Source organism: Planomonospora sp. ID67723 (assembly GCF_015711605.1).
Taxonomy (GTDB): Bacteria; Actinomycetota; Actinomycetes; order Streptosporangiales; family Streptosporangiaceae; genus Planomonospora_A.
Genome location: NZ_JABTEZ010000004.1, coordinates 156,331 through 181,071, shown reverse-complemented (window position 1 = coordinate 181,071; position 24,741 = coordinate 156,331). Strand labels below are relative to the sequence as shown.

Below are 24,741 nucleotides of genomic sequence, written 5' to 3'. Positions count from 1 at the left end.
AACCTCCCCGGCGCCGGTCCACCGAGGACGGTCAGGACGCCGACAGGGGACCCCGGTCCGTCTGCTGGAAACGCTGTGACCTGCATACTTTAAGCCGGCTAGGGGCTGTTCGGGGTTCGGGTCATGCAGTTGAGGTGAGGAGCTTCCGCCACATGACCGAGCCTCGGAGGTAGAGCCCGGCCTCGTAGCTTTCCGGGGCCTTGTCGTAGCGGGTCGCCAGAGCGCGCCAGGTCTTGATCTTCTGGAAACAGCGTTCAACGGTGTCGCGCTCCTTGTAGAGGCCGGTGTCGTAGCCGACGGGCCGGCCGCCCCGGCTGCCCTTCTTCCTGCGGTTGGCGGCCTGGTCCTTCTTTTCGGGGATGGCGGCTGCTGCGGCAGCGCAGCCCCCTTTTCCTCGGTCAGGGCCTGCTCCAGCGCATCCAGCGTCTCCCCGGCCACGGCCAGCCCGGCCGACTCCTGATGCGCCCGCACGATCGTGGAGTCCACGCTGACCAGCTCCAACCCGGCCTGCCCGCGCGATGCGGCCTCGGCGATCAGCGCGTCCATCAGCCCTTGGAACACCCCGGCCTTGGCCCAGGCGTTGAACCGGGAGTAGATGGTCGACCAGGGCCCGTAGCGTTCGGGGACATCACGCCAGCCGGACCCGGTGCGAAACCGCCACAGGATCCCGTTGAACTGATCCCGTGCCCGCCGCGGCAGCGGCCCGGTGGCCGCCACCGGCAGACACCGCTCGATCAACGCCCACTCGGCATCGGTCACATCAAAGCGCGCCACGTGCGAGTTCTACCAGCCCCGTCCGGCCCGCCACCGGGCCACACCTAGGGCGTGTATCGAAAGTGGATCTTGGACGTGAGATGATCTTGAGCCGTGGCACGTGGAGATCTGACGGACGCGCAATGGGCGGTGTTGGAACCGTTGTTGCCGAAGGGCAAGAAGCCCGGTCGGCCGCCGACGTGGACCCGGCGGCAGCTGATCGACGGCATACGGTTCCAGGTCCGCACCGGCATCCCGTGGCGGGACATACCCACCGAGTATGGGCCGTGGGGCCGGATGTACGACCTGTTCCGCCGGTGGCAGCGCAACGGCACCTGGCATCGGATCTTCACCGCGCTCCAGGCCCGGGCTGACGCGAAGGATCTGATCACCTGGGACATCAACGTCGACTCCACGGTGTGCCGGGCCCACCAGCACGCCGCCGGGGCGAGGAAAAAGGGGAGCTGCAGAAGGAGCCGCCCGGCGGCGTCACCGTCGAGCCGGACGACCACGGGCTCGGGCGCTCGCGCGGCGGCCTGACTACCAAGCTGCACCTGGCTGTCGAACAGGGCCAGAAGCCCATGTCCATCGTGATCACGGCCGGGCAGCGGGGCGATTCGCCGCAGTTCGAGCCTGTTCTACAAGGTCCGTGTCCCGGGTCTTGGGCCGGGCAGGCCGCGCACCCGGCCGGATCGCGTGCGCGCCGACAAGGCGTATGCCTCCCGGAAGAACCGCGCTTACCTGCGGCGACGCGGGATCCGCTGCACCATCCCGGACAAGGCCGACCAGGCCCGCAACCGCAAGAAACGTGGCTCCCACGGCGGCCGTCCGCCGAAGTTCGACCCGCAGGACTACAAGGCTCGGCATGCGGTCGAGTGCGGTATCAACCGCCTCAAGAGGCATCGGGCTGTGGCCACGAGGTACGACAAACTCGCGGTCCGCTACGAGGCAACCGTCCTCGTAGCGGCAATCAACGAGTGGCTGTGACCAGCACATCCGACGCCATGCCCTCTCCAAGGCGGCCAGCAGCTGATGAACCGCCCGACCGCGCCTGAGCGCTACGGCGTCTGACCGGGGGCCTGTCACGCCCGTGATGTCAGGAAGACGTCAGGCAGAAGGGGTGGCCAGCCGGATCCAGGAGTACCCGCCAGCGTCCGTCGCCGGGCTGATGGTCCGGTTTGGCCGCTCCGAGTTCCAGCGCCAGCTCCTCCATCGCATCGAGGTCGTCAGCGCGGAAATCCAGATGGAACTGTTGTGGCACGTCCTGACCCGGCCACTGCGGAGCCCGGTATCCGTCAACCCGCTGGAATCCCAGATCACAGCCGGAGCCGTCCGTCAGAGCGACGAACTCGTCCGTACTGAAGAGCTCGCGCATCCCGGTCAGTGCACCGTAGAAGCCCGCCAGCAGCTGCGGGTCAGCACAGTCCAAAGTCACCCCTCGCAGTACAGCACCTGGCAACGTTCGCTCCTTCGTGTCCGCGCGTCTGTCTCCGTAAGCCGCCGCTGCACGCGATCACCGGCCACAGCCACAGCCACAGCCACAGCCACAGCCACAGCCACAGCCACAGCCACAGCCACAGCCACAGCCACAGCCACAGCCACACCGTACCCGCCACATCCACCGCTGAAGTAGCGGTTTACCCCTGCCTCAAAGCAACGGGTGACTGTGACCGGCGCTTTCGATACACGCCCTAGATCCGAACCCCAGACAGCCCCTAGCAGGCCGGCGCGAGCGGAGTCGCCGCCATCCGCCGTTCCGGTCCCGGACTCCCGTGGCCCCCGCGGCCGGTTCGCGGTCATGACGGGGCCGGTGCCGCCGAGCCGGACGTCAGAGCCGCCTGCACGATGCGGATCGCCTCGCCCGTGTCGATGCCGACGCTGGCGATCACGGCCGCGTAGTCGGCGGCGGCCCGGCGGGCCCGCTCCCGGCCGTCCTCGCCGGCGGCCGACACGAACGAGCCCGCCCGCCCCCGGGTTTCGATCAGCCCCGCCTCCTCCAGCTCCCGGTAGGCCCGGCCGACCGTGTTGACGGCCAGGCCGAGGTCGGCCGCCATGTGGCGGATGGTCGGCAGCCGGGCGCCCACGGCCAGCGTGCGGTCCTGGATCTGCCGGGCGAGCTGGGCCCGCAGCTGCTCGAACGGCGGAACCGGTGAGCCCGCATCGATGACGATCATTGCAGGCTCATCGCCCCCGCCCTGCTCATCACTCCCGGGCTTCAGATAGTGGACTACCGCGACGAGAGCCGGACCAGCCCGCGCATCCACGCCCGGGCGGTCGGCGCCCCGGCGCGCGCCGTCGCGCACGTCAACGGCCGACCGGCCGACATCGACATCACGCCCATGATCTTCGGGGCGGCATGGAAGGTCCTGGACCTCGCCCGGCCCGTCCTGCAATTGGTGCGCGAGAAATGGCCGACCGCCGGGATCGACCTGCTGTTGCGCCTTCCGGACGGCACGATCCTGGGCGGCGAGCTGGAACAAGCACCCGACGACAGGCCGACCGTCATCCGCCCGCAGCGCCCGCCCACGTGGCCGAAGGTCCGTCCGGCCGCCGAGTAGGGCCAATGGGATCACCTCGGAGCCCGCTAACTCGGCCGTCAGGACGCCGCCGTAGGCATTCCGCTGCGATTTGAGAGCTGGCCGTCAGTTCCGCTCTGCCGACGGCGGATGTTCGGTGTCGTCCTCCGATGAGGCGGGCTCCGGTGCCGGTTCGGAGCGGATGCCGAACAGTCCGGCCTGCCCCGGCCGCACGGCACCGACCTTGGCGACGCCGATCAGCGCCGGGCGCAGCGAAGGCGATGGTGGCGCAGATCATGTGGCACCTCACTTCTGACGCCCCCGTCCCCGGGCATGGGCCCGCGGCCGGGACGTGACCGCGACTACGGCCACGATGCGAACACCTCACCATTAATTCGATACTTATTTAAGTTGACATTCATCGAATCAGCCGACAGAGTGGGGTTGATTTCAAAACGATCTAATCAGGCGGCACCGGCCGCCCTCACCAAGGAGAACGCGATGACCACCGCGACCAGACCGAACCCGACCCCGGCCAGTGCCGCAACGGTGCAGCCGGGCGGCCTGGCTCCCTTCCCGGTGGACTGAAGCGGGCGCTGGCCATCGTGACCCACCCCGACGATCTGGAGTACGGTGCCGCGGGCGCGGTGGCGGCATGGACCGCCGCCGACAAACAGGTCGCCTACCTGCTGGCCACCGCGGCGAGGCCGGCATCGACGGCATGAACCCCGGCACCTGCGCGAAGGTCCGCGAGGCCGAGCAGCACGACAGCGCCGCGATCGTCGGGGTCACCTCGGTGGAGTCCCTCGACCACCCCGACGGGCTGATCGAGTACGGGCCGCGGTTGCGCCGCGACCTGGCCGCGGCGATCCGCCGGCACCGCCCGCACCTGGTGGTGACCTTCAACCACCATGACACCTGGCCCGGGCCGCGCTGGAACACTCCCGACCACCGCAACACCGGCCGCGCCGCACTGGATGCGATCGGCGACGCCGGCAACCACCACCTGTTCACCGACCTCGGCCTGGCGCCGTGGAACGGAGTGCGCTACGCCGCCGTGGCGGGCTCCCCGCACGCCACCCACGCGGTCGACGTCACCGACACCCTCGACATCGCGGTCGCCTCACTGGAGACCCACCGCGCCTACCTCGACGGCCTGGGCCCCTGATGTGCACGTTCGGGCGGCGCCGCCGCATCAGATAGCCGCCCAGCGCGCAGGTGAAGGCCAGGCAGTCGATCACGAACAGCGGCGCGTTCTGCCTCCACCGGATCACCGACGGCACCGCCATCGAGGCGGACACCACCCCCAGCCCCCACAGGTAGATCCGGCCGAACCGCCGATGCCGGACGCCGCCCTTACGTGCGAAGGCCGCCGCCGCGCCACACCACGCAGGCCAACCCGGCAGCGGGTGGACGGCCGGTTCTGGTCGTGCTGGAGGTACGCCGTTTCTTCTGCGGCGAGCCGTTCTGCGAGCGGAAGATCTTCGCCGAGCAGGTCGATGGACTGACCGCACGGCACGCCCGTCGCACCGGCGCGTTGCGCGATCTGCTCACCTCGATCGCGGTCGCACTGGCCGGGCAAGCCGGGGCCCGCATGGCCGCCGTGGCCGGGATGCCGGTGAGCCGTTCCATGCTGCTGCGGGCGCTGCCTGACCCGGTGGCCGGGAGGATCACCATGCTGGGCGTCGACGACTTCGCCAAACGCCGGGGCAATTCCTACGGCACCGTCCTGGTGGACATGGATGCCCACCGCCCGATCGATTTCCCGAACGGCCGCAAGGACCGTGCAGACCGCTATCGCGGGGGCATCGATCCCGCTCGAGATGGGCATCCGCTTCATCCCGACCGCTCAGAACATTCCGCGGGGTACCTGCTCTGCCTCCGGCACCGGCTGGACGACATCCCAGTGCTCGGTGATCTGCCCGTCGACGAACCGCCAGATGTCGACAACGGCGACACCGCGCGGGTCATCGTCCGTGGTCATGTGGTAGTGCATCACCGCGTAGTCGTCGTCGGCTATGACCCGTTTGAGATCGAGCCGGGCGCGGGCCACCGGAGCCCCGGCCATGAACGCGATGAACGCCTCCCGCCCGGAGGGATTTCCCGGGCTGTGCTCGATGAAGTCCTCGTGCAGGAGAGTGCGGAGCACATCGACGTTCCCCGCCGCGAACTCGGTGAACCCATGGACGGCAAGCCGTCGGTTGCGTGCGGCCTTGCTGTTTTCACTCATGCGAGTCACCGTCCCGGCAGCCGCCCGGTCCTGTCGATTACACGCCATGTAATCGAGGTGGCCGACGAGGCGGGACATAATCGCCGCATGATGCAGGACCGGCCGGTGGGGGAACTGCTCCGCGAATGGCGCCGCCGCAGAGGGCTCAGTCAGCTGGATCTGGCGATCCGGGCGGAGGTGTCCGCCCGGCACGTCAGCTTCGTGGAGACGGGACGGACCATTCCGAGCAGCGCGATGGTGCTGCGGCTGGCCGAGCATCTGGGCGTGCCGTTGCGGGAACGCAACCGGCTGCTGGTCGCGGCCGGGCACGCGCCCGTGGTCCGGGAACGGCCGCTGGACGATCCGCACCTGGCTTCGGCGAGGAAGGTCCTGGAGCAGATCCTGCGGGGGCACGAGCCGTATCCGGCGCTCGCCGTGGACCGCCGGTGGAACCTGCTGCTGGCCAACACCGCGATGGACGTCTTCCTGGAGGGTGTCGACGCATCGCTGCTGCGCCCGCCGGTCAACATGATGCGACTGGGTTTGCATCCACGCGGGTTCGCGCCACGGCTGCACAACCTCGCGCAGGTTCGCGCCTACCTGCTGCCCCGGCTCGCCCGCCAGGTGGCGCAGACCGGTGATGCGGAGCTGAGCGCACTGTATGAGGAACTGCTGTCGTACGGTCCCGCAGGCGATCTCGGGCCGCCTGATCCCGCCGACATCGCGCTGCCCATCCGCATGCGCCATCGCGGAGTGGAGCTGTGCCTCATCAACACCGTCACGACGTTCGGCGCCGCTTTCGACGTCACGCTGGATGAGATCGCCGTCGAAGCGTACTTCGCCGCCGATGACGACACCGTCCGCTTCTTTCGGGCGAGAGCCGAAGGCCCCTCCGGGTGAGGTGCCGGGCACGTCCTGGCTCCGCATGCACCTGTACACGGCTGTGCAGATGAAGCGCCGTACGCCGACACCAGGAACCGCGCCGGCACGGTCACAGTCCATCAGACGATGCGTTTTATGAGAATTCGCCCCGACCGCCTCGATCTGTCGCTCGCCGGTCCGGTGCCAGTCCTTACCAGCCGGCGTCCTGGGCGGACCGCAAGCTCACGTCTCCGGCAGCGGCCGGAGGCGCCTACCGGACCGAAGCGATCACGCGGCACATGCGAGGAGGGCGTCCGCTCCGGTGGACGCCCTCATGCTGTCCGTCGACCGACCGCAACCGTGACATGGCTCTTGAAGGTCTACTGTGGTCTCGGCGTCGGCGTGGTCGGTGCGCAGGACGTACTCTCGTGCGCCGTCCAGGCGAGCAGCAGTCTCAAGGCGTCCTCGGATGGGCTGCCGGGCTCCGGGGCGTAGCTGATCAGCGCCTGGGTGGGGTCGTCGACAGCCCGCAGCGTCTCATAGGACAGTTCGAGGCTGCCGACGATGGGGTGGTGGAATCCCAGGATCCCCGACGTCTTGTCCTGCACGGGATGTTCGGCCCACCACGTGCGGAACTCCGGGCTCTTGACGGCGAGTTCACCGATCAGCGCCGCCAGCTCGGGGTCGTCCGGGTGGCGGCCCGCCTCCATGCCGAGGTAGGCGACGTTCCGGCGGGCGCAGGACTCCCAGTCGGCGTACAGCGCGCGGGAGTCGGGGGACAGGAAGGTGATCTTGGCGATGTTGCGCGCCGCCGGTGCCATGGCATCGAAGTCTCCGAACAGCGCGCTCGCCGCACGGTTCCAGGCCAGTACGTCCATCCGCCGGCCCATGACCATGCAAGGCAGCTCCTCCATGGAGGCCAGAAGGGTCCGCAGCATCGGCCGTACGCGCTGCGGGCGCCTCGGAGCCGACCTCGCCGCAGCGCGGGTGACGGGCGGGCGGGCGATCCGGTGCAGGTGCCTGGTCTCCTCCTGGTCCAGCCGCAGCGCCCGGGCCAGCGCGTCCAGCACCGCCGGCGAGGCGTTGCGGACCCGTCCCTGTTCCATCCGCGTGTAGTAGTCGACGCTGACGTCGGCGAGTTCGGCGATCTCCTCGCGGCGTAGCCCTGCCACCCTGCGCTGGCGGCCGCTGTCGGGCAGACCCACGTCCTGGGGCCGGAGCTGAGCGCGGCGGGAACGCAGGAAGTCCCGCAGGACGGTCGATGTGCTCATGCCCCGATTATCGTCGGACGCTGCCTGTGGTACCTGGCCCTGACAGGGCCAGGTACCACAGGCGGCGCGGCAGGCGGAGCCGGTCAGCTGGGAACCTTCATCACCAGGCCGCCGTCGACGGCGAGGTCCTGCCCGGTGATGTACGACGCCCGGTCGGAGAGCAGGAAGACCACGGCCTGCGCGACGTCCTCGGCCTGTCCCACCCGCTGCAGCGGCGGCGCCACCCGGGTCGCCTCCCGCCTCGCGTCATCGGTGATGATCGCGTCGTACATCTCCGTGTGGATGTAGCCCGGACTGACCGAGTTGACCCGGATGCCGCGACCGGCCAGGCCGGCGCTCAGCGAACGGGCGAGGTTGTGCACGGCGGCCTTGGTCGCCGCATAGACCGGAGCGATCTCCATCGCCCGGTGCAGGGTCCAGGAGGCGTTGATGACGACCGCCCCTCCCCCGGAGGCCTCCTCCAGCAGCGGCACCGTCTGCTGGACGGTGAAGAACACGCCCTTGAAGTTGACGTCGACCAGCAGGTCGACGTCCTGCTCGGTGGTCTGCCCAACCGGTTTGAAAACGCCGACCCCCGCGTTGGCGAACACACCGTCGAGCCGCCCGTACCGTTTGCGAAGGAGGGTCACCAGGCGCTCGGTGTCGGCCAGGCTGGCGGCATCGGCCCGGATCGTGAGCAGCCGGGTACCGCCGTCGGATACCGTCTCCAGTCGCTCGGCGGCACGGCGCAGCCGCTCATCGTTGCGGCCGGTGATGACGACTTGCGCGCCTTCGGCCAGCAACTGCCGGGCCGTGGCCAGCCCGATGCCGCTCGTACCGCCGGTGACCAGGGCGACGCGGCCGGTGAAACCGTTCTGTTCAGCAGTGTTTCCGTTCATGCGGCCACTCTGCCGAGCTGCCGGGGTCGCAACCAGGCCGTGGTTTTCCCAGGGACGGCCAGGTCCACCCCGGTGACGCCCGGGTCGTTACCCCTTCTCGGCCCACCCCTACGCGGGTGCGCGAAGCGGCTCAGTCCTCACCGAGCATCACCGACAGCCCGTTCAGCATCGCCCTCCAGCACCTTGACCGCGATGCCGAGCTGGAACAGGTCGCGGTGCGGAGCGCCGTACGACGGTCCTGAGTGGGCGCCGTGCTGCTCGGCCCTGCGCCTCACTCTGCCCGCCGAGTCGGCCTGCTCCTCGCCTCGGCCCTCACACTCGATCGGCCCGCCGGCACGAACCCGTGCGAGGTCTCGCACCCCGGCGGCCGCCGAACCCCTCCTTCCTCGCCCTCGACCACGCCGAGCCGGTCGACGGCCCCGCCGAGCCGGGCCCACCCCTCCCCCGCTATCGGCCAGGTTGTGACCGGTGAGCCGCTGCCCGGGGATGAAAGAGCTGCAGTGAGCTAGCTGTATGGCGGACTCGGGCTCTCCATACCCTTGTTAGGGGAGAGGGGATCAATCGTCATCATTGTCGGCGTACCAGATGTTGGTGCACTGCCGACCGCCGTTGTGCAGGATGCAGATGCGCACGGCCCGATGGGCTCCATCGATCACCGGTGTCGAATAGGTTCCATCCGAGGAAGCAGTGACCTCGCAGTAGTCCCAGGTCCCGCGAGCCTCGACCTCGTGGGTGCGCAGCCAGTTGTGGTCGGACCGGGGGCCGGTGACTTTGAAGTTCGATCGATCGATGCCCAGCACGTCGCCCTTCTTCAGGTACACCCTGGCGTAGGCAGCGGCGTTGCTGCGGCCGCTGTAGAGGCGTGCCGTCCTGCCGTGGAGCGTCGCGGGGTACTTGAGATCGCCGGTCGCGTTGGGGTTGTCGTACTTGACTTCTCCATAGCCCAGTGCGGGCCAGCCGCCAGGGTGACACTTCTTCTCAGCGTGCGCGGCCGTGGGGATGCTGATGGAAAGTCCGACTGCGAAGGTGGTACAGAGCACAGCGGCCATGGTGGTGTTGGTGATCCGTCTAAAGCTTCGCTGGCCAAGCATTGGTCATCCCATCTGTTGTCTCCGTGCACTTGACTCTCGTGCGACTGGAGGTACTGGAGGTGGTGGTACCGAGGAAAGAGTGGGGGATGAAACGCCCCACGACAAGAGAAATTCGACGCCTACGGAGAAAACTAAGCATCTTGGGACGTTGTGAGAGAGTTTTCTGCCGTTGACCTGCAAGGATTCGGCACCCTTGAGATGTCGGCAGGACAGCGGTCAGGCCGAGCTTCCTGCCGATGTGACGAGCCGGTCCCCTGCCCGGTGTGCGGGGCATTGACCGGTCGAGTGCACGGCTACTGCGGTCGGACGGTCACCGATGTTCCGGTCGACGGACGGCGAGTGGTGGTGTCACTGCAGGTACGGCGTCTGCTCTGCCCGGCGTGGAGATGCCCTCGGCAGACATTCCGCGAGCAGATGCCCGGGCTGCTCGAGCGCTACCAGCGTCGAACAAGCAGGCTCACCGGACAACTGAGCGCCGTGGTCAAACCGCGATCACCTGCGGGAACGGCGCGCCGCCGACCCGGCCGTCGCCGTCCTGCAGTTGTTCGGCGAGATCAAAGGGCTCGGGTACACCGGCAGCCTCAACCTGCTCCACTGCTACATCGCCCAAGGCCGAGCCGAAGGAGAGCGGCCCGTCATCACCCCGCGCCGCCTGGCCCGTCTGCTGCTCACCCATCCCGAGCGGCTGCGGGAAAGCGACACCCGGCTGCTGCGGGAGCTCACGGCCGCCTGCCCCGAACTGACCGAACTCGCCGGCCATGTCCGCGGCTTCGCCGCGCTCCTCACCCAGCCGAAGGCAACGACGCCAAGCTCACCGCGTGGATCACCGCCGTCCGCGTCCCTGACCTGCCCCACCTGCACGGCTTCGCCAACGGGTTGGAACTCGACCGCGCCGCGGTGAATGCCGGTCTCACCCTTCCGTACCACAACGGCCGGACCGAAGGCGTGGACACCCTACGCTCCCGCTCCCGAACCAGCTCTTATAGGGCATCCCTGCGAGTGCAGGAGCATGGAGCCGCCTCGCTGGACGGGCTGATCACCAAGGTGAACCTGTCCGTCGGCTGGCCCGGCCGCGCCTGTCGTCACGGCGCACCTCGCCGATCCGTGGATGCACGCCTACTCCGCAGCCATGGCTTTGACCAGGAGAAACGGCAGTTTGATCAAGCACGCGCGGACCACTGTGCGACGGCCGAGCGGTTGCGGGCGGCGTAATGGTGCCGGGAAGAAGTTCCCTGCCAAGCCGAGTCGCCCTTACCGCCGTCGCCCGAAGGCCCAGGAATCTGAAGCGTGTCCTGTCGGTCATGGGGCCGGACCCCTCGGTTCGCTGCTCACTCCCGGACGATCCGGCGGCATGGTGGGGCCACCGTCTGTTGTGAGGAGGTCGCGGAGAAGGTCCGGGTCGTCGAGAGCGTCGGCTGGGAGGCTCCAGTACGCCTCGACGGTGATCATGCGGCCGCGGGCGGTGTATCGAAACGGGGTCGAGCCGGTGGCGTGCCAGGCATCGCGGTGTGCGGGGTCGACCTTGGCGTAGACGGTGTCCATGACGATGCCGATCTGTTTCCCGTCGCGTCGTAGTGACCAGCCGCCGAAGAAGCAGGCGAGATCGACGCCCGAGGACGATCCGAGGAGGTCGAGGACGTGGTCGGCGATGGTGCGCGAGCCGGTCACCTGACGGCTGCCGTGGTGTATCGGTCGACGTGTGCGCGGTATGCGTCGCGCAGCTCATCGAGCCGGTCGGCGCCGAGGGCGAGCGGTACGCCGTAGAAGCCGGCGAGCAGGCCGGTCACGGCCTGCTCGGGGTCGGGCGATGGGGGCAGGTGGCGGCGGAACAGGTCGGCCTGCGGGGTGAGCGCGACGTCGAGGGCGCGGAGGTCGTCGAAGACGATCAGCCGTTCGGCGGCGCTGATGTCCAGCACCGCGCAGATACCGCCACCGCGGGCCACCTCGGCGGTGATCTCGAACCACATGCGGGGACCGGCGATGATGGACCGGGCCGTTTCGTCGAAGAACCGTCGGATGAACTCGACGCCGTCGCGCGCTTCATCGGCGGCGAGGACGGTGCCGATGCGCCACATGCAGATGTGGTAAGCGAGCAGGTCGGTCTTAGAGCTGAAGTGTGCGAAGAAGGTCGGCTCGGACACCTCCATCGCCGCGGCGAGTTCCCGCGCCGGGATGTCGGCGAACGGGGTGTGTTCGACGCGTTCACGCAGGGCCCGCCACAGCCCCACGCGTAGCCGCGCCCGTTTGCGTTCGCGCAGCGGCAGGGCCGCGAGCCGGTCGGCGGGTGTGGTCACGCCAGCACCAGGGCGTCGATGACAGCGGCTGCGACGCCGGCGGACGAGGCCGGGTTCTGGCCGGTGAGGAGGCGGCCGTCGCGGCGCACCGTCGGGGTGAACGGCTCGCCGACCTCAACCACGGCGCCGAGCGCCTTGAGCCGCTGCTCCAATGAGAACGGAAGCGCGGCGGTCGCACCGGCCAGCGCCTCTTCAGCGTCGCTGAACCCTGTCACGGTCCGCCCCGCCACAAGGGGATCGCCGGTCGATGTGGTCGCGCCGAGAAGCCCGGCCGCGCCGTGGCAGACGGCGGCGACGACACCGGCACGACCGATCGCGCCGACGAGCCGGGCGAGGGGCTCGTCGTCGGGGAAGTCCCACATGGTGCCGTGTCCACCGGCCAGGAACACCGCGTCGTAGTCGGCCGGATCAACGGAGGCCAGCGGCGCGGTACCGGTGAGCAGGGCGTCGAGATCGGCGTCGGTGGCGGTGGCGGTGGTGCTGGCTGGGTCGATCGGCGGTCGTCCGCCCCGCACGGAGGCGAGCTTGACGGCCAATCCGGCATCCCGGAAGGCGCGGAGGGGGACCGTCAGCTCCTCTAGCCAGAATCCGGTCGGCCGGCCGGTGGTGCCGAACGCGCCGTGAGAGGTGAGGACCATGAGAATCGATTGCGTCATAGCTATAGTCTGCCCAAAAATTTGTGTATGCACAAGCAAATTGGCGCACTGCGTGACCTTGGGGCCGCCGACGTTCGGCCGGCACGGAGGCAGTGATGTCACGCAGCGTCGGCGGGTGCCGTGGCGAGGTGTCGACGCCAGCCGGTGAAGACAGCTCCGGTAGCCGACACGCATTGCCATGACAGCGAGACGGAGTCCGGGGTGCTGTCCGCGAATCACATCTCCCCGGATAAGAAGGGTGATGGTCGATCGTGGGCACTCGCGCGAGGACCACCGCCGTCGGCCCGAGCGCCGCGGCGGTGCCGACCCGCCACCGCCACCGCCACCGCCACCGCCACCGCCACCGCCACCGCCACCGCCACCGAAGCAGCGTTCACCGCCTTCGAGACCCACCTGTCCCGCTGTGTGCTGGCCGCCAACACGACCCGCGCCTACCGCACCTGGCTGAATGATCACCGTGCCGAGCACACCGACGCCTTCGCTGATGTCGTCGGCGCCGAATCCGCCGTCACCGCCTGGCGCCGCCACCTGTTCGCCGCCGGCACCTCCCCCGCCACGACCAATCAGGGGTTGGCCGCCGTCGCGCTGCTGTATGCCCACGGCGCCCAGCTCCGCATCGCCGTCAAGAACACCCGGGTGCCCCGGCCTGGGCACAGGAGAACGCGATCCGCCGCGCCGCCGACCTCCCCCCACCGCCCGCACCGGCACCGCGCCTGCACGGCAAGGGCGACCTTCGATGACGAGGTGACCGTGAGTGAGGAAACCGGTCTCCGGAACACCTGTTGGGCGTCTGGCTGCCGAATGGCAGGCAGGCGCGGCCGGTGCGGCCCGCCTGCCGCCGGGGAGGGCAGGCTCAGCCGCAGCCTCTCTGCTTCACGGACGTGGACCAGGCCGGGAGTGCGTCGGTGATCCGCGGACGGGTGACGGACCACAGTTCCCGCCCTTTCCCCGGCACGAGGTCCTGGCCGCCCACGAGGACGTAGGAGGTCTTGTCGAAGATGAGGGATTCGCGGGAGATGGCGCCCCCGCCGCCCCGGTTGTCCACCCGGGTCACGGCGATGCCCGTTTTGCCGGTGGCGTCCGTGAGCTCTTCCGTCTCGATGCCCGGCAGGGTCGCGGCGACCCGGAAGATGGCCGCCTGCAGCTGGGGCGGGACCGGGCTGCCGAGGACGTCGACGACGCCGTTCCAGGTCTGGGTCACGGCGTCCGTGTACAGAACTCGCTTGTTACCGCGTTCGGCCAGCTTGCGCCGGAGCTGCTCCTGGTCGGTCGGCCACTTCCGCAGGTCGGCGTAGGTGAGGCGCCCAGAGCCGGGACCGCTGGGGCACCGGGTCAGGAGTTGCTTGTACTCGCGGTGCTGCGGGTGGGACTTCGGCGGCTTGTGCCAGATGAGACTTGGACGGGAGTCGTCGACGGACTCCCAGATCTCGGCCGTGATGCGGCGCGGACCGGGGTTGCGGACCCCCTTCTCGCTGCGCGTCTCCGCGGTCTGCTCGTAGTGGAGGTACTGGTCGTCGCGGGGATCCGACCACGGGCTGGCGGTCGTGGCCGCGGCCGCCAGCCTCAGGACCTCGGCGGCGCTCGCGGGCGCGGCAGGATTGAACGTCTGGACGGCGATCGCTCCTGCGGTCGTCGCCGCGACGAGGGCGCCTGCCAGCATCAGACGTCGCAGACCGGCCGCCCGGGCCCGGGGTCGGCGCTTCGTGCGGGCCTCGGCCAGGAGGGCGGTACGGGCGGGGGCGAGACGATCCGCCGTGGGGTGCGGCTTGTCGGCGAACAGGTCGCGCAGTTCGGTCAGGTCGTTCACGAGATCTGCTCCGTCGTGGGGTCGGTGCTGCCGAGGGCGTCGCGGACGATGGCCCGCGCGCGGTTGAGGCGGGAGCGCACTGTTCCGATCGGGATGGACAGGGCGTGGGCGGTCTCCTCGTAGGTGAGGTCGGCCCAGGCCACGAGTAAGAGGACGTCGCGGTCGCGGGCCTTGAGTGAGGCGAGCGCCTGGGCGAGAGGGCGGCGTACGGCATGCGCGCTCGCCCGCTCAAGGGCTTGCTGCGCGGCGTCGTCGGCGTCGGGAAGCACGCCCATTTTCGAGTAGGCCTTGTAGCGGTGTATCTCGGCGCGCTGATGCCGACGGATGAAGTTGGTCGCGATGCCGTACAACCAGGGTAGGGCCTGCGGATGGGCGGCGGTGTCGTAGGCGCGGCGCCGCCTGAACGCGGCGAGGAACGTCTCGGAGACGACGTCGTCGGCCGCATCGTCGCCGAGGCGGCGGGCCGCATAACGGTGGATGTGTCCTGCGTGCCTGTCGAACAGCAGGGCGAAATCCTCGGGATCTCGCCATGACCGTTCGATCAGGGCGGCGTCGGACATGGTCGTACTGAGCGGCATGGGGTAGGCCTTTTCAAGGAAGGGTGTCGCCTGTCTTTCACACGAGTGGGGAAACGAGTTCACGGGACGCTGCCGGCCGCCCGGCAGGCTCCGGGGGGAGACATGCGGGCACTGAGGAGCATCGGAAGCGGCTTGGCGGTGTTCCGCAGGCCGCTTGTCTCACTCACGGTCACCTCGTCATCGGAAGTGGGCCAGAGCCGATTGTTGTCAGTGCCTCGCGCGGACTTGATGTCAGTGACGTCGGGTGTCACCGACGGCCGGTGGAGCCTCCCACGGCGATGTTCACCCGCTGGCCGGATCGGAGCACCAGGAGGGGCCCGGCGTCGAACGCCTCCATGCCGAACGGGATCTCCGTCCCGTCGTCCGGGAACACCGACCTTGACCGGGTCTCGGGGTCGAAGACCTTCACTGTCGCCTGTACGCCCACCACCTTAAACCCGGCGCGGGCCGCCGTACGGGGGGCGAGCCGCCGTACGGGAAAGGAGTTGACCCGCCCGGCCGGGGCGGGAACGATCCGTGGTCATGCGGGCCGGGGAGAAGAGCACCGGAATGTGGCGGGACAGGTCGTTCCGGCTGTTCCTGGGAGCCGACGCGATCAGCCAGTTCGGGACCCAGGTCACCATCGTGGCCCTGCCGCTGGCCGCGGTGCTCACGCTCGACGCGAGCCCTTTCGAGGTCGGCCTGCTCACCGCCGCCGAGACCGTCGCGTTCCTGGTCCTGGGGCTGCCCGCCGGGGTGTGGGTGGACCGGCTGCGCCGCCGTCCCATCCTGATCTGGAGCGACTTGCTGCGCGCCGTCGCGCTGGCGTCCGTCCCGCTCGCCGCCGCCCTGGACGTCCTCAGTCTGCCTCAGCTCTATCTCGTGGCCCTGCTCATGGGGCTCGGCACGGTCTTCTTCGACGTGGCGCACATGAGCTTCCTGCCCTCGCTGGTCGGCAGGGACGACCTGCTGTGCGGGAACGGCGTGCTGGAGACGCTGCGCGGCACCGCGGTCCTGTCCGGCCCCGCGCTGGGCGGCTGGCTGGTGCACGCGATCACCGCGCCGATCGCCCTCTTCGCCGACGCGATCAGCTACCTGGTCTCCGCGCTGCTGCTCGGCGGGGTCCGGGTGGAGGAGACCCCCGCGCCCGCCGCGGAGCGCCGCAGGCTCCGGGAGGAGGCCGCCGAGGGGATCCGCTATGTGGTTGGCCACCCGCTGCTGCGCCGCTTTGCCGTGATCGGCGCGGCCGTCATGGTCTCGAACGGCGTCTGGGTCGTCGCTCAGCCCTTCTTCCTGCTCAGGACGCTCGATGTGAGCCCGGGGCTGTACGGCCTGCTGCTCACCGGCAGCCCCGTCGGCAGCCTGCTCGGCGGGGCACTCGCCCCCCGCCTCGCCGCCCGGTACGGTGTCGGCCGGGCGATGTACGGCGGAGCGGCCCTGGCCTCCACCGCTTCCCTGCTCGTTCCGCTGGCCGCCGAGGGCTGGCGGCTGACGCTGTACCCGCTCGGCTGCCTGCTGCTCGGCATGAGCGGGTCGGTGTACAACATCAGCCAGCTCAGCTACCGGCAGCGGATCACCCCGGAGCGGCTGCTCGGCCGGATGAACGCCAGCATGCGGTTCTTGATGTGGGGCGCGGCCCCGCTCGGAGGGCTGCTCGGCGGAGTGCTGGGGATCTGGTTCGACGCGCACGCGATCCTGTGGATCGCCGTGTGCGGCTTCCTCCTCGGCCACTTGCCGGTGCTGACCCACCGGCCGCTCCTGCGGCTGTGACCTCCCGCCGACGTCCTCGCCGAGATGGATGCGGTGGAGGACGTGATGGAGCGGGCGACGACCGGCTGGGGTTAGACAACATCCCCGGCGATCACAACCGCCCGGCCCGCTGGCCGCCGTCATCGCCGACGCCGACGCCGGCGGCCAGCGCGGTGCGCAGCATCTCCCCGCGGGCGCCGCCCGTCCCGCCGGGGGCGGCCGGCGGGGCGGGCGCGGGACGGCGAGGTCGACCAGCAGCCACCACAGGGTGCCGGCCACGGCGGCGCCGACCAGCAGCACGGCCAGTGCGATCCACCCGGCGGCCCGGGGCATGCGCAGCGTCGGCGGCCCTCCCGCCGCTCCGATACCCAAGGGAACCCCATGACCCGTCCGCTTCGCTTGACGGCCGCGGCCGTGCTCGCCGGCCCCGGCGTGCTGATCGCCAGTACTCCCGCCTCCGCTCAGCCCGTCCCCGACGGTCCCGGCGCCTCCGGCAGCCTCCTCGGCTTCCTCGGTCCTCTCCTTAACCCCGTCACCGAGCTCACTCAGCAGCTCGGCGTTACCCTCAGCTCGGGCGGCATGCTCTCCACCCTCCTGCCCAACGGCATCCTGGGCGGCTGAGCCGTCCGGCCGCTCCGCCCCGCGTCTTCCCCGCGACGTCCCGCCGGGCGCCAGGAGCCGCACGGCGGGGCGCTCGCGTCCGGGGCCCTCCGGGGTGGCGCCGGGGGTGCGGGGCCCGCGGCGGGACACTGCCGGCGCGGGGCGGTATGCCGGGGTTTACCGCAACTCAGAGGAAGAGGTCTTCACACATCTTCAACTGCCGCCGAGCAGGGCGGCCATCCGGTAGGCGGCGTGGGAGTCGAGCTTGCGGCGGCCGCGGTTGCAGCGCTGGGTGGTGACCGGGGAGGCGTGGCCGGGCAGCTCCTGGACGTCGGCGAGCGGGACCCCGGCGTCCGGGGCGACGGTGGCGTCGATATCGCCGTCTACGAGCGCCCGGCCGCCGCGGTGACCACCTCGGGCAGGATGTGGCGGGCCGCCGTCGACCGCATCCTGCCGCACGGAGAAACCCACTTGTCCCTTCTCATGGGAAGTAGGCCATTCTCACTCGGCCGGAGCCATGGGACCGGGTTTCCCGGCCATCTGAGCCATCGGGGCGGCTGTTCGTGTGATCGACGAGGTCTCGGTGGGCGAGACGGGGCCGGTGACGGTCGTCAGCGCTGGAAGAAGGCGGTGACCACCGGTACCAAGGTCTGGGGATCGGCGACATGGCCGGAGTCTTCGACGGTCGCCTGCTGCGCCCGGGGAACGGCGATCGCGATCGCCTCGGCCGCCCGCATAAAGAAGTCGGCGGGCAGTCCTCCCATCCCCGGTTGGGCATCCGGCGGCACCGCGCCGGTCAGCACCAGCGTCGGCTGGGTGATGCGTGCCAGGAAGGCGGGAGGCCGATAGTCGCCCATGCAGGCCGCGTCGTAGGCGATGGTGTGCTCGATCGCCACCAGATCGCCCCAGAAGGACGAATTCTTCGCCTGCTCGATGTCCTCGGCCGAGGATCCAAACGACGACATGAACAGCTCCAGCAACGCCCCGGGACGTTCCGAGGCGGCAGCGGGGCCGAGGCCGGCCACGAACTGCGCACTCCGCTGCCGCATCTCCTCGCTTATCGCATACGGCACCTCGTAGACAGCCAGCCGGTCGATGGCCAATCCCGCGGCTGCCGCGCGCAGTGCCAGACCGCCACCTGAGGAGACAGCGAACACGTGCGCCGATCCGCCGGCCGCGGCAATGAGTGCGTCGAGGTCTTCGATCTCGCGCTCGACGGCGTAAGGCGGGGTGTCGCCGCTGTCACCTCGCCCGCGCCGGGCGTAGTTGACGACACTGAAGGACGTGGCGAACCCGGCGGCCAGCGGCACGTTTTCTGAGCCGTCGTCCAGTCCACCGCCCACCAGGATGAGGGCCGGGCCGCTGCCCTGGCGCTCGTATGCGATCGTCGTGCCGTCCTTTGACGTCACCTGGCCCATGCACTCCGGTATATCCCAGCCGAGGCGGGTCGTCACCCGCAGGGCGCGACCGGGCCCTGCCGTCCACGCCGCCATCGAGGAGACGTTGCGGGTCCGCTCGGCTGAGCACAGAGGTTCCTCGGCGGCGGCAACGACGTCGGCAGTACGGCGAACACCAGGGTCAGGAACAGCTCGGCGGGTCTGTTGCCGGCCTCTTTGCCGCCGCATCGGACGCCTTGACTCGTTCGCGGAGGCTCAGGGCCAGCGCGAGGAGAAACCCGCCTCCTGCGATCGGCACCCATGACAGGGTGAGCGACGGCAGGAAGGTTTCGGCGAGCCCCGCCCGATCGAGTACGGTCGCCGCGGCGAGGCCGGGGAGCAAGGAGCCGAGGCCCCAGACGATCACAAGAGCGGCGAGCCAGGTGATCCGGGCGGGATCGCGCCGTTGGAAAGGCCGTCCGTCTGTAACGGAGCCCAGCAGGGCACTCAGCAGCAGGGCGGCGATGCCCGCGCAAAGACCGCTCAGCAAGACGTCTGCGCGGGAGAGGACTTGCTCGGCGACGGTGGAATCCCAGACGTTCAGCGACAGCTCTCCGTCGTGCAGTCCGACGCCGGCGGGGAGGTCCACACCGCTCAGCCGTAAGTGATCGGCCGATTCCAGCGCGGGCGTGACGCGTATGGTGACGTATCCGGGCGCCCGGGTGGCACCGTTGATCGCATACGCGATGCCCCAGATCGCCGCGACGGCTCCGGCAAACCTGATCGCGTAGGGGGTCAGGTTGACGATCATGCGATCCATAACTGTCCTGCCAAGGGTGTCAACTGCCGCCATTGTCCTTCGCGGCGGTCACCGTGGATAGAGCGCGGGACTCCTGGCAGAGGCTTCAAGAAACAGCCTCCAGTGCGGTAGCGCAGAGTGACAGATGGCTGGTCGGCGGCGAGGAGGAAGCGAGTCTCCAGGAGGTCGAGGTCGACTTTGTGCCCTTCCCGGTCAGGGTGGCCACCAGGCCGGCGGCGCCCGGCATCAGCGCCGCCTTGCCGATGTGGGCGGGGCGGTGCTGGCCAGGAGGACACATCGGAAGAGATCACCTCGTGAATGTCGTCGTCACCGGTGCTCATCGGCCGCGACGGCGACCCCTCTGACCGCACGGGCCGGATGGTGACCAAAATGTGATCACCGTCCGGGCGTCTCAGCGCTTGCGGATCAGGCTCACCCCGTCGGCGAGGGGCAGCATCAGCACGCTGATGCGCTCATCGGCAGCCAGGGTGTCGTTGAAGGCGTCGATCGCTTGGGTGGTTTCGTCAAAGGCGGCCGGGTGGGCGACCGCGCCGCCGTCCAAGGCGTCGGGGATGAGGATCAGCCCTCCGGCGCCCAGGTGGGGCAGGAGCATCGGGTAGTACTGGGCACGCTCGGCGGGTCCGGCGGTGATGACGGCCAAGTCGAGCGCGGGCACGAAGGGCAGATCGCGCAGCCGCTCGGCGGGTGGGCCGATGCGCAACGTGATGCGGTCGGCGACACCGGCGCGCTCCCAGTGGCGCTGGGCCAGCGTGGTCTGCTCGCGGGTGGCAACGAAACAGGTCAGCTTGCCGCCGCGGGGCAGGCCCCGGGCCAGGCACAAGGAGGCATACCCGGTGACGGCGCCGACCTCGGCAACGGCGCGCGCTCGGGTCATCTGGACGATCAGGGTCAAAAAGTGGGCCAAATCCGCCGGGATCGCCGCGGACGCGCTGCCGTGTTCTTGCAAGTCGGCGGCCAGCGCCTGGAGCCCTTCGTCGGGGCTTGTGCTGTGGGCCAGCAGGTAGCGGCGCACGGCCGGATCAATGAAGAGCGGATCCTGCATGCGGCCATTGTCGAGCCCCGCAGTGATCGACCCGGGGTTGCTCCGGGCGATCGGCGTGGCGCGGGGCTCAGTTGTGGCCGGTCAGGCCGGAGCGGGCCAGGAAGTCGGTCAGCGGACCGTCGGCGAGTCTGCCCTCCCGGCGGGCCTCGGCCAGGTCGCGGGTCAGTTCCCGCAGCTTGTCGCGGGCCTCGCCGGCTTTGCCCTCGGTGAGTTTCTCCACTACTTGGGCGGCTTTGTCACGGATCTTGTCGGTCAGGTCGGCCTCGATGCCGCCGCCTTCCAGCTGCGCGTTGAGCGCCTGTTCAAGCCCGGCCAGCCAGGTGCGTGGATCAGCTCCAGTAGACCGGGCCGGGCCGGAACGGAGCTGGGGCGCGATGAGGACCGGGCCGAGTCAGCGGAGAGCGCGGGGCTGGGCGCGCTCGCGGTGGCGGTCGCCGACGCTGCCGGGCCGTCACCGGGAGCCGGGGCGGCGGTGGGATCGGAGTCCGCCGACAGTGCGATCACCACAGCGGTGATCAACGCGATGGCGGCCACCGCGAGAGTGCCCCTGGACCGGCAGACGCCGCCACGGCGCCGCCGCAGCGTCCGGGGCGGGGCCGGGGCGCGGTGCTGGTGCTGGTGCAGCAGCTCGGGGGCGGTGCCAGTAAGGGTGGGCGGCCTCACAGCAGTTCATAGGCCACGCACAGTTCATAGGCCACGCACCCCAGCGCATACAGGTCGCTGTCCGCGCCGGCACCGGAGCCGTCGATCTGCTCGGGCGCCAGGTAGGCGGCGGTGCCCACCATGGTGCCGGCCGTGGTCAGCCGGACGCTCTCGGCGGCCAGCCGGTCCAGGCCGAAGTCGACGACCTTGAGGATGCCGCTCACGGTAGAGCCGAGTCGGCCCCGGCAAGGGAGGGCCGGACGCAGTGCGGTGCGGTGCGGTGCTGGTCATGCCGCAGCATCGCCTCCTCATCGGTGTCCCCGCCAGGGGGACACGAGCCGGGCGATGTCGGTCTGCACGGCCTGCGGTTCCCCGGTCAAGGACGGCAGCGTGTCCGGGTCGGCGGCGCGTCGAGCACCCCGGCCGTATCCGGGGTCAGGGCGGTGAACAGACCGCTCCAGTCCGCCGGGACCGCGCCGGGTTCGGCGAACAACTCGAAGGTGCGGCCGATGGCCGCACCGGTCAGGAGGCTGCGGATGAGGACCTCGGCGACCTGGTCGCGGCCGATGCCGCCGTTGCCGGTGTCGCCCTGGTCGAACACCAGCCGCTCATCGCCCGGACCCGTGTGGTCCAGGGCTGCGATGCGAGCCATCTGCTCGTCGGTGAGCGCAAAGTCGAAGACGTCGAGGTTCTCGGCCACCCGCTCGGGCCGGACCGATTTGGGGATCACGACGACGTCGCGCCGGATGAGCCAGCGCAGCACCACCTGCGCGACCGACTTACCGTGTGCTGCGCCGATCTCGCTCAGGACCGGATGCGAGAAGAGCCCTTCCCGGCCTTCGGCGAACGGCTCCCAGGACTGGAGCTGCATCCCGCGCTCGCGCATCAGCTGCTGGTCGGCCGTGCGCTGGAAGAACGGGTGCGTCTCGATCTGGTTGACCGCGGGCGTGATCTCGTTGTGGTCGATGAGGTCGACCAGCCGGTCGGGGTAGAAGTTGGAGACCCCGATCGCCTTGATCCGCCCCTCACGGTGGAGGCTTTCCATGGCCCGCCGGGAGCCGTAGACATCACCGTAGGGCTGGTGGATCAGATACAGGTCGAGGTAGTCCAGGCCGAGCTTGCGCAGCGAGGCCTCGAAGGCGCGCCGGGCGTTCTCCTCGCCGGCGTCGGAGATCCACAGCTTGGTGGTGACGAACAGCTCCTCGCGCGGGACGCCGCTGGCCTTGATCGCGCGGCCGACGGCTTGTTCGTTCATGTAGGCGGCCGCCGTGTCCAGCAGCCGGTAGCCGGCCGCCAGGGCGTCGGTGACGGCCTGCTCGGTCTGCTCCGGCGGGATCTGGTAGACGCCGAAGCCGAGGATCGGCATTTCGACGCCGTTGTTCAACGTGACGGTCTGCATGGGAGGTCCTTTCTCCATCGGGTGCGGGAGGGACCGCCGCCTCAGCGTTCGATCATCTGCATCTGCGCTTCGTTGTGGTGCCCACCGGCGGCAGAAGGCAGGCTGTCGAGCTTGGCGATCTGCTCGGCGGTCAGAGTGATGCTGTCGGCGGCTACGTTCTCCTCCAGGCGGGCGACCCGCTTGGTGCCCGGGATGGGGGCGATGTCGTCGCCCTTGGCCAGCAGCCAGGCGATCGCGACCTGCGCGGGCATGGCGCCGGCCTCGGCGGCGATGGCTTGGACCTCGTCGGCCAGGGCGAGGTTGCGCTGGAAGTTCTCGCCGGTGAAGCGGGGGTTGGTCGCCCGGAAGTCATCGGGACCGAAGTCGCTTTCCGAGCGGATCTTTCCGGTCAGGAAGCCGTGGCCGAGCGGGGAGTAGGCGACCAGCCCGATGCCCAGCTCGTGCAGCAGCGGCAGCACCTGCTCCTGGTCGCGGGTCCACAGCGAGTACTCCGACTGCAGCGCGGTGATCGGATGGACCGCGTGCGCGCGGCGGATGGTCTCCAGCCACGCCTCTTCGTCGTGGGGCGGTCAGGGCTGGATGAGGACCTTCAGCGCGGTGCGGTCGTTCATCGCCCGGTAGCCGTCGGGCACGTCCTCGATGCCGATGGTGCGGTCGAAGACCCGGCCCGGCTCGATGCGGCCCTCCAACACGTCGGGCAGCAGCTCCTCGATGTAGGCGCGCACCGGGGCCGGGCCGCCGGTCAGCGTGATGTTGCCGCCGAACAGGCTGGCGAACCCGATCGGCGCCTCCTCGTACTGCGGCACGCCGACCCGGCTGATCACCCCGCCGGCGCGCACCACGCCGTAGGCCATCTCGTAGGCGTTGAGGTAGCCGACACACTCCAGCACGGTGTGGGTGCCGTCGCCGCCGGTCAGCTCACGGACCTTCGCGACGCCCTCAGGACCGCGCTCGGCCACGACATCGGTGGCGCCGAACTCGCGGCCGAGGTCGGTGCGAGCCTGGTGGCGGCCCATGAGGATGATGCGCTCGGCGCCGAGCCGCCGGGCTGCCAGCACCGCCGACAGGCCGACCGCCCCGTCACCGATCACGGTGACGGCGGTGCGCGGGCCGACCCCGGCCTTGACGGCGGCGTGGTGGCCGGTGAGGAACACATCCGACAGGGTCAGCAGCGAGGGCAGCAGCGCCGAATCCTCTCCGACCGGCGCCGCTCCGAGGCGGGCAGGTTGTGATACGGATGCAGATCGCTGCCGCAGATGCAGGCGCGCACCACCCGCACCAGGGCGTCGGTGGGCGCCTGCAGCACCGGGTCGGGCACGTCTTGCACGCGCACGTCACCGGCACCGTAGATGAAAGTCGCTCGCATCAGGGTCTTCCCCGTCTTCCTCTTCGTCGTCGGACCTACCCGCGGCCGATCGATCGGCGCGCCGGAGCTGGGTCCGCCACAGGTAAATTCGTCCCGCTCCCCGCACGGGCTCCGCGGTGAGAGCCGCGGGTGCCGTCCGGTCGCACCGGCGGCGCCGCCCTCGCCTCACCCGGCTCAGACCACAACCCTCCGGCGGCCGGCCGCCCGCGGGGCCTGCCGCCGTTGTTTCGAGCCCGCAGGCGGTGCCTACGGCTGGTAGGTGGTCGAGCGGGAGCGGACGACCGTCCACCGCCCGCCCTGCTTGATGTACTCCATGGTCGATTCCAGGTTCCAGGTTCCCCTCGCCCCGCCGATCGTGACCGTCACCGCGGCCCTGCCGACGAGGACGGCGCTATCGCCGTCCACGGTGATGAAGACGTCTTTGTCCTCGATCCGGTGGTAGGTGAAGTCACCGGAGCGGATCTGCGCCAGCCATTCGGCCTTGGGCTGCTGGTAGCCGGTGATGTGGGTGGCGGTGAACTGATCGGCCAGGAGCGCGTCCAGGACGTCGGTGCGTGCCTCGACCATGGCGCGGTGCTGGCTGCGGTAGTTGTCCAGGATGGCAGATCGGTCCAGGTCGTCGCCGGAAGCGGCAGGCATGATCATCTCCGTGGTGTCGTGGGGCCGGGGCGTGGTGCCGGCCTGGTCCGGCGTCGTGCAGGACACGGTCGCCCCGATGATGAGAACGGCTGCGACGGCCGGCACGGTGATGGGGATCGTGGCGTGGGTGCGGGGCCTGGTTCGCGTGCCGCGGTCGTTCATGTGCCTCTCGTCTCTCGCCCGCCGGCGACCGGCACGGTGTGGGGTGTGTTCTC

At 69.9% G+C, this 24,741-nt stretch carries 28 protein-coding genes and 5 pseudogenes; 9 read left to right on the top strand and 24 right to left on the bottom strand.

Features of this window, described 5'->3' with window-relative positions:
* Positions 1 to 121: 121 nt before the first annotated feature.
* Positions 122 to 774 (bottom strand): annotated as a pseudogene (locus HS041_RS27450) (IS5 family transposase).
* 93 nt (positions 775 to 867) lie between these two features.
* On the opposite strand from HS041_RS27450, the pseudogene HS041_RS27445 reads away from it, so the two are divergent.
* Positions 868 to 1,740, top strand: a pseudogene (locus HS041_RS27445) (IS5 family transposase).
* Between the two features lie 109 nt (positions 1,741 to 1,849).
* Here the strand turns inward: HS041_RS27445 and HS041_RS27440 are convergent.
* Both HS041_RS27440 and HS041_RS27435 read right to left on the bottom strand, forming a co-directional pair.
* Positions 1,850 to 2,188: a VOC family protein gene (locus HS041_RS27440; RefSeq protein ID WP_307845494.1), complete on the bottom strand. Its 339-nt coding sequence runs from the start codon at positions 2,186 to 2,188 to the stop codon at positions 1,850 to 1,852.
* A 361-nt stretch (positions 2,189 to 2,549) separates the two neighbouring features.
* The gene (locus HS041_RS27435) at positions 2,550 to 2,927 is read right to left on the bottom strand and encodes a GntR family transcriptional regulator (RefSeq protein WP_196443737.1); all 378 of its coding nucleotides are present in this window, start codon (positions 2,925 to 2,927) and stop codon (positions 2,550 to 2,552) included.
* Positions 2,928 to 2,975: 48 nt separating this feature from the next.
* On the opposite strand from HS041_RS27435, the gene HS041_RS27430 reads away from it, so the two are divergent.
* The 3 genes from HS041_RS27430 to HS041_RS27420 all read left to right on the top strand — a co-directional run bounded on the left by HS041_RS27430 (position 2,976) and on the right by HS041_RS27420 (position 4,437).
* Positions 2,976 to 3,311: a hypothetical protein gene (locus tag HS041_RS27430; RefSeq protein WP_196443736.1), complete on the top strand. Its 336-nt coding sequence runs from the start codon at positions 2,976 to 2,978 to the stop codon at positions 3,309 to 3,311.
* 369 nt (positions 3,312 to 3,680) lie between these two features.
* The gene (locus HS041_RS27425; RefSeq protein ID WP_196443735.1) at positions 3,681 to 3,857 is read left to right on the top strand and encodes a hypothetical protein; all 177 of its coding nucleotides are present in this window, start codon (positions 3,681 to 3,683) and stop codon (positions 3,855 to 3,857) included.
* Between the two features lie 133 nt (positions 3,858 to 3,990).
* Positions 3,991 to 4,437 carry a PIG-L deacetylase family protein gene (locus HS041_RS27420; protein ID WP_230879819.1) on the top strand — a complete coding sequence of 149 codons (447 nt, stop codon included), beginning with the start codon at positions 3,991 to 3,993 and terminating at the stop codon, positions 4,435 to 4,437.
* 681 nt (positions 4,438 to 5,118) lie between these two features.
* On the opposite strand, the gene HS041_RS40510 is transcribed toward HS041_RS27420, so the two are convergent.
* Positions 5,119 to 5,499: a nuclear transport factor 2 family protein gene (locus tag HS041_RS40510; RefSeq protein WP_196443734.1), complete on the bottom strand. Its 381-nt coding sequence runs from the start codon at positions 5,497 to 5,499 to the stop codon at positions 5,119 to 5,121.
* Between HS041_RS40510 and HS041_RS40505 the strand changes: the two genes are divergently transcribed.
* Positions 5,452 to 6,378 (top strand): helix-turn-helix domain-containing protein, encoded by a 927-nt coding sequence (locus HS041_RS40505; RefSeq protein WP_374058878.1) that lies wholly within the window; start codon positions 5,452 to 5,454, stop codon positions 6,376 to 6,378. The genes HS041_RS40510 and HS041_RS40505 overlap by 48 nt on opposite strands.
* Positions 6,379 to 6,719: 341 nt before the next feature.
* On the opposite strand, the gene HS041_RS27405 is transcribed toward HS041_RS40505, so the two are convergent.
* The 3 genes from HS041_RS27405 to HS041_RS27395 form a co-directional block, all read right to left on the bottom strand.
* Positions 6,720 to 7,610, bottom strand: coding sequence for a helix-turn-helix transcriptional regulator (locus HS041_RS27405; RefSeq protein WP_196443732.1), 891 nt, complete (start codon positions 7,608 to 7,610; stop codon positions 6,720 to 6,722).
* A gap of 83 nt (positions 7,611 to 7,693) precedes the next feature.
* Positions 7,694 to 8,488: an SDR family NAD(P)-dependent oxidoreductase gene (locus HS041_RS27400; protein WP_196443731.1), complete on the bottom strand. Its 795-nt coding sequence runs from the start codon at positions 8,486 to 8,488 to the stop codon at positions 7,694 to 7,696.
* A gap of 557 nt (positions 8,489 to 9,045) precedes the next feature.
* Positions 9,046 to 9,537: a hypothetical protein gene (locus HS041_RS27395; RefSeq protein ID WP_196443730.1), complete on the bottom strand. Its 492-nt coding sequence runs from the start codon at positions 9,535 to 9,537 to the stop codon at positions 9,046 to 9,048.
* A 240-nt stretch (positions 9,538 to 9,777) separates the two neighbouring features.
* On the opposite strand from HS041_RS27395, the pseudogene HS041_RS40610 reads away from it, so the two are divergent.
* Together HS041_RS40610 and HS041_RS27390 are read left to right on the top strand one after the other, a co-directional pair.
* Positions 9,778 to 9,948, top strand: a pseudogene (locus tag HS041_RS40610) (transposase family protein); the annotation flags it as partial.
* Between the two features lie 118 nt (positions 9,949 to 10,066).
* A pseudogene (locus tag HS041_RS27390) lies at positions 10,067 to 10,635 on the top strand (ISL3 family transposase); the annotation flags it as partial.
* A gap of 243 nt (positions 10,636 to 10,878) precedes the next feature.
* On the opposite strand, the gene HS041_RS27385 reads toward HS041_RS27390, so the two are convergent.
* The 6 genes from HS041_RS27385 to HS041_RS27360 all read right to left on the bottom strand — a co-directional run bounded on the left by HS041_RS27385 (position 10,879) and on the right by HS041_RS27360 (position 15,341).
* A complete protein-coding gene (locus HS041_RS27385) occupies positions 10,879 to 11,247 on the bottom strand; it encodes a TfoX/Sxy family protein (protein WP_196443729.1) in 369 nt (122 codons plus the stop codon).
* Positions 11,244 to 11,873 (bottom strand): TetR/AcrR family transcriptional regulator, encoded by a 630-nt coding sequence (locus HS041_RS27380; RefSeq protein ID WP_196443728.1) that lies wholly within the window; start codon positions 11,871 to 11,873, stop codon positions 11,244 to 11,246. Before HS041_RS27380 ends, HS041_RS27385 begins: the two co-directional genes overlap by 4 nt.
* Positions 11,870 to 12,529, bottom strand: coding sequence for a type 1 glutamine amidotransferase domain-containing protein (locus HS041_RS27375; RefSeq protein WP_230879818.1), 660 nt, complete (start codon positions 12,527 to 12,529; stop codon positions 11,870 to 11,872). Before HS041_RS27375 ends, HS041_RS27380 begins: the two co-directional genes overlap by 4 nt.
* Positions 12,530 to 13,382: 853 nt before the next feature.
* Positions 13,383 to 14,336, bottom strand: a complete 954-nt coding sequence (locus tag HS041_RS27370; RefSeq protein ID WP_196443727.1) for a CU044_5270 family protein — start codon at positions 14,334 to 14,336, stop codon at positions 13,383 to 13,385.
* On the bottom strand, positions 14,333 to 14,914 hold the full coding sequence (locus HS041_RS27365; protein WP_196443726.1) for an RNA polymerase sigma factor: 582 nt from the start codon (positions 14,912 to 14,914) through the stop codon (positions 14,333 to 14,335). The genes HS041_RS27370 and HS041_RS27365 overlap by 4 nt, the downstream gene beginning before the upstream one ends.
* Positions 14,915 to 15,161: 247 nt before the next feature.
* A complete protein-coding gene (locus tag HS041_RS27360; protein ID WP_196444401.1) occupies positions 15,162 to 15,341 on the bottom strand; it encodes a hypothetical protein in 180 nt (59 codons plus the stop codon).
* Positions 15,342 to 15,436: 95 nt separating this feature from the next.
* On the opposite strand from HS041_RS27360, the gene HS041_RS27355 reads away from it, so the two are divergent.
* Positions 15,437 to 16,663 carry an MFS transporter gene (locus HS041_RS27355; RefSeq protein WP_230879901.1) on the top strand — a complete coding sequence of 409 codons (1,227 nt, stop codon included), beginning with the start codon at positions 15,437 to 15,439 and terminating at the stop codon, positions 16,661 to 16,663.
* 91 nt (positions 16,664 to 16,754) lie between these two features.
* Here the strand turns inward: HS041_RS27355 and HS041_RS27350 are convergent, their stop codons facing one another.
* Positions 16,755 to 16,904, bottom strand: coding sequence for a hypothetical protein (locus tag HS041_RS27350; RefSeq protein ID WP_196443725.1), 150 nt, complete (start codon positions 16,902 to 16,904; stop codon positions 16,755 to 16,757).
* A 119-nt stretch (positions 16,905 to 17,023) separates the two neighbouring features.
* On the opposite strand from HS041_RS27350, the gene HS041_RS27345 reads away from it, so the two are divergent.
* The gene (locus HS041_RS27345) at positions 17,024 to 17,263 is read left to right on the top strand and encodes a hypothetical protein (protein WP_196443724.1); all 240 of its coding nucleotides are present in this window, start codon (positions 17,024 to 17,026) and stop codon (positions 17,261 to 17,263) included.
* A gap of 192 nt (positions 17,264 to 17,455) precedes the next feature.
* Here the strand turns inward: HS041_RS27345 and HS041_RS27340 are convergent, their stop codons facing one another.
* From HS041_RS27340 to HS041_RS27295, 10 genes and pseudogenes are all read right to left on the bottom strand, one after another.
* Positions 17,456 to 17,713 carry a hypothetical protein gene (locus HS041_RS27340; protein ID WP_196443723.1) on the bottom strand — a complete coding sequence of 86 codons (258 nt, stop codon included), beginning with the start codon at positions 17,711 to 17,713 and terminating at the stop codon, positions 17,456 to 17,458.
* Between the two features lie 140 nt (positions 17,714 to 17,853).
* Positions 17,854 to 18,660 (bottom strand): alpha/beta fold hydrolase, encoded by an 807-nt coding sequence (locus tag HS041_RS27335; RefSeq protein ID WP_196443722.1) that lies wholly within the window; start codon positions 18,658 to 18,660, stop codon positions 17,854 to 17,856.
* A 160-nt stretch (positions 18,661 to 18,820) separates the two neighbouring features.
* Positions 18,821 to 19,429 (bottom strand): hypothetical protein, encoded by a 609-nt coding sequence (locus tag HS041_RS27330; protein WP_196443721.1) that lies wholly within the window; start codon positions 19,427 to 19,429, stop codon positions 18,821 to 18,823.
* Positions 19,430 to 19,829: 400 nt separating this feature from the next.
* Positions 19,830 to 20,480: an O-methyltransferase gene (locus HS041_RS27325; RefSeq protein ID WP_196443720.1), complete on the bottom strand. Its 651-nt coding sequence runs from the start codon at positions 20,478 to 20,480 to the stop codon at positions 19,830 to 19,832.
* A 67-nt stretch (positions 20,481 to 20,547) separates the two neighbouring features.
* Entirely contained in the window at positions 20,548 to 20,700 is a 153-nt protein-coding gene (locus HS041_RS27320) for a hypothetical protein (protein WP_196443719.1), read from the bottom strand.
* 439 nt (positions 20,701 to 21,139) lie between these two features.
* Positions 21,140 to 21,346 (bottom strand): protein kinase domain-containing protein, encoded by a 207-nt coding sequence (locus tag HS041_RS39475; RefSeq protein WP_307845492.1) that lies wholly within the window; start codon positions 21,344 to 21,346, stop codon positions 21,140 to 21,142.
* Positions 21,347 to 21,498: 152 nt separating this feature from the next.
* Positions 21,499 to 22,521: an aldo/keto reductase gene (locus tag HS041_RS27310; protein WP_196443718.1), complete on the bottom strand. Its 1,023-nt coding sequence runs from the start codon at positions 22,519 to 22,521 to the stop codon at positions 21,499 to 21,501.
* Between the two features lie 41 nt (positions 22,522 to 22,562).
* Positions 22,563 to 23,057, bottom strand: a complete 495-nt coding sequence (locus HS041_RS27305) for an aldo/keto reductase (protein WP_307845525.1) — start codon at positions 23,055 to 23,057, stop codon at positions 22,563 to 22,565.
* 33 nt (positions 23,058 to 23,090) lie between these two features.
* A pseudogene (locus HS041_RS27300) lies at positions 23,091 to 23,887 on the bottom strand (zinc-binding dehydrogenase).
* Positions 23,888 to 24,133: 246 nt separating this feature from the next.
* Entirely contained in the window at positions 24,134 to 24,688 is a 555-nt protein-coding gene (locus tag HS041_RS27295; RefSeq protein WP_196443717.1) for a nuclear transport factor 2 family protein, read from the bottom strand.
* Between the last annotated feature and the right edge of the window lie 53 nt (positions 24,689 to 24,741).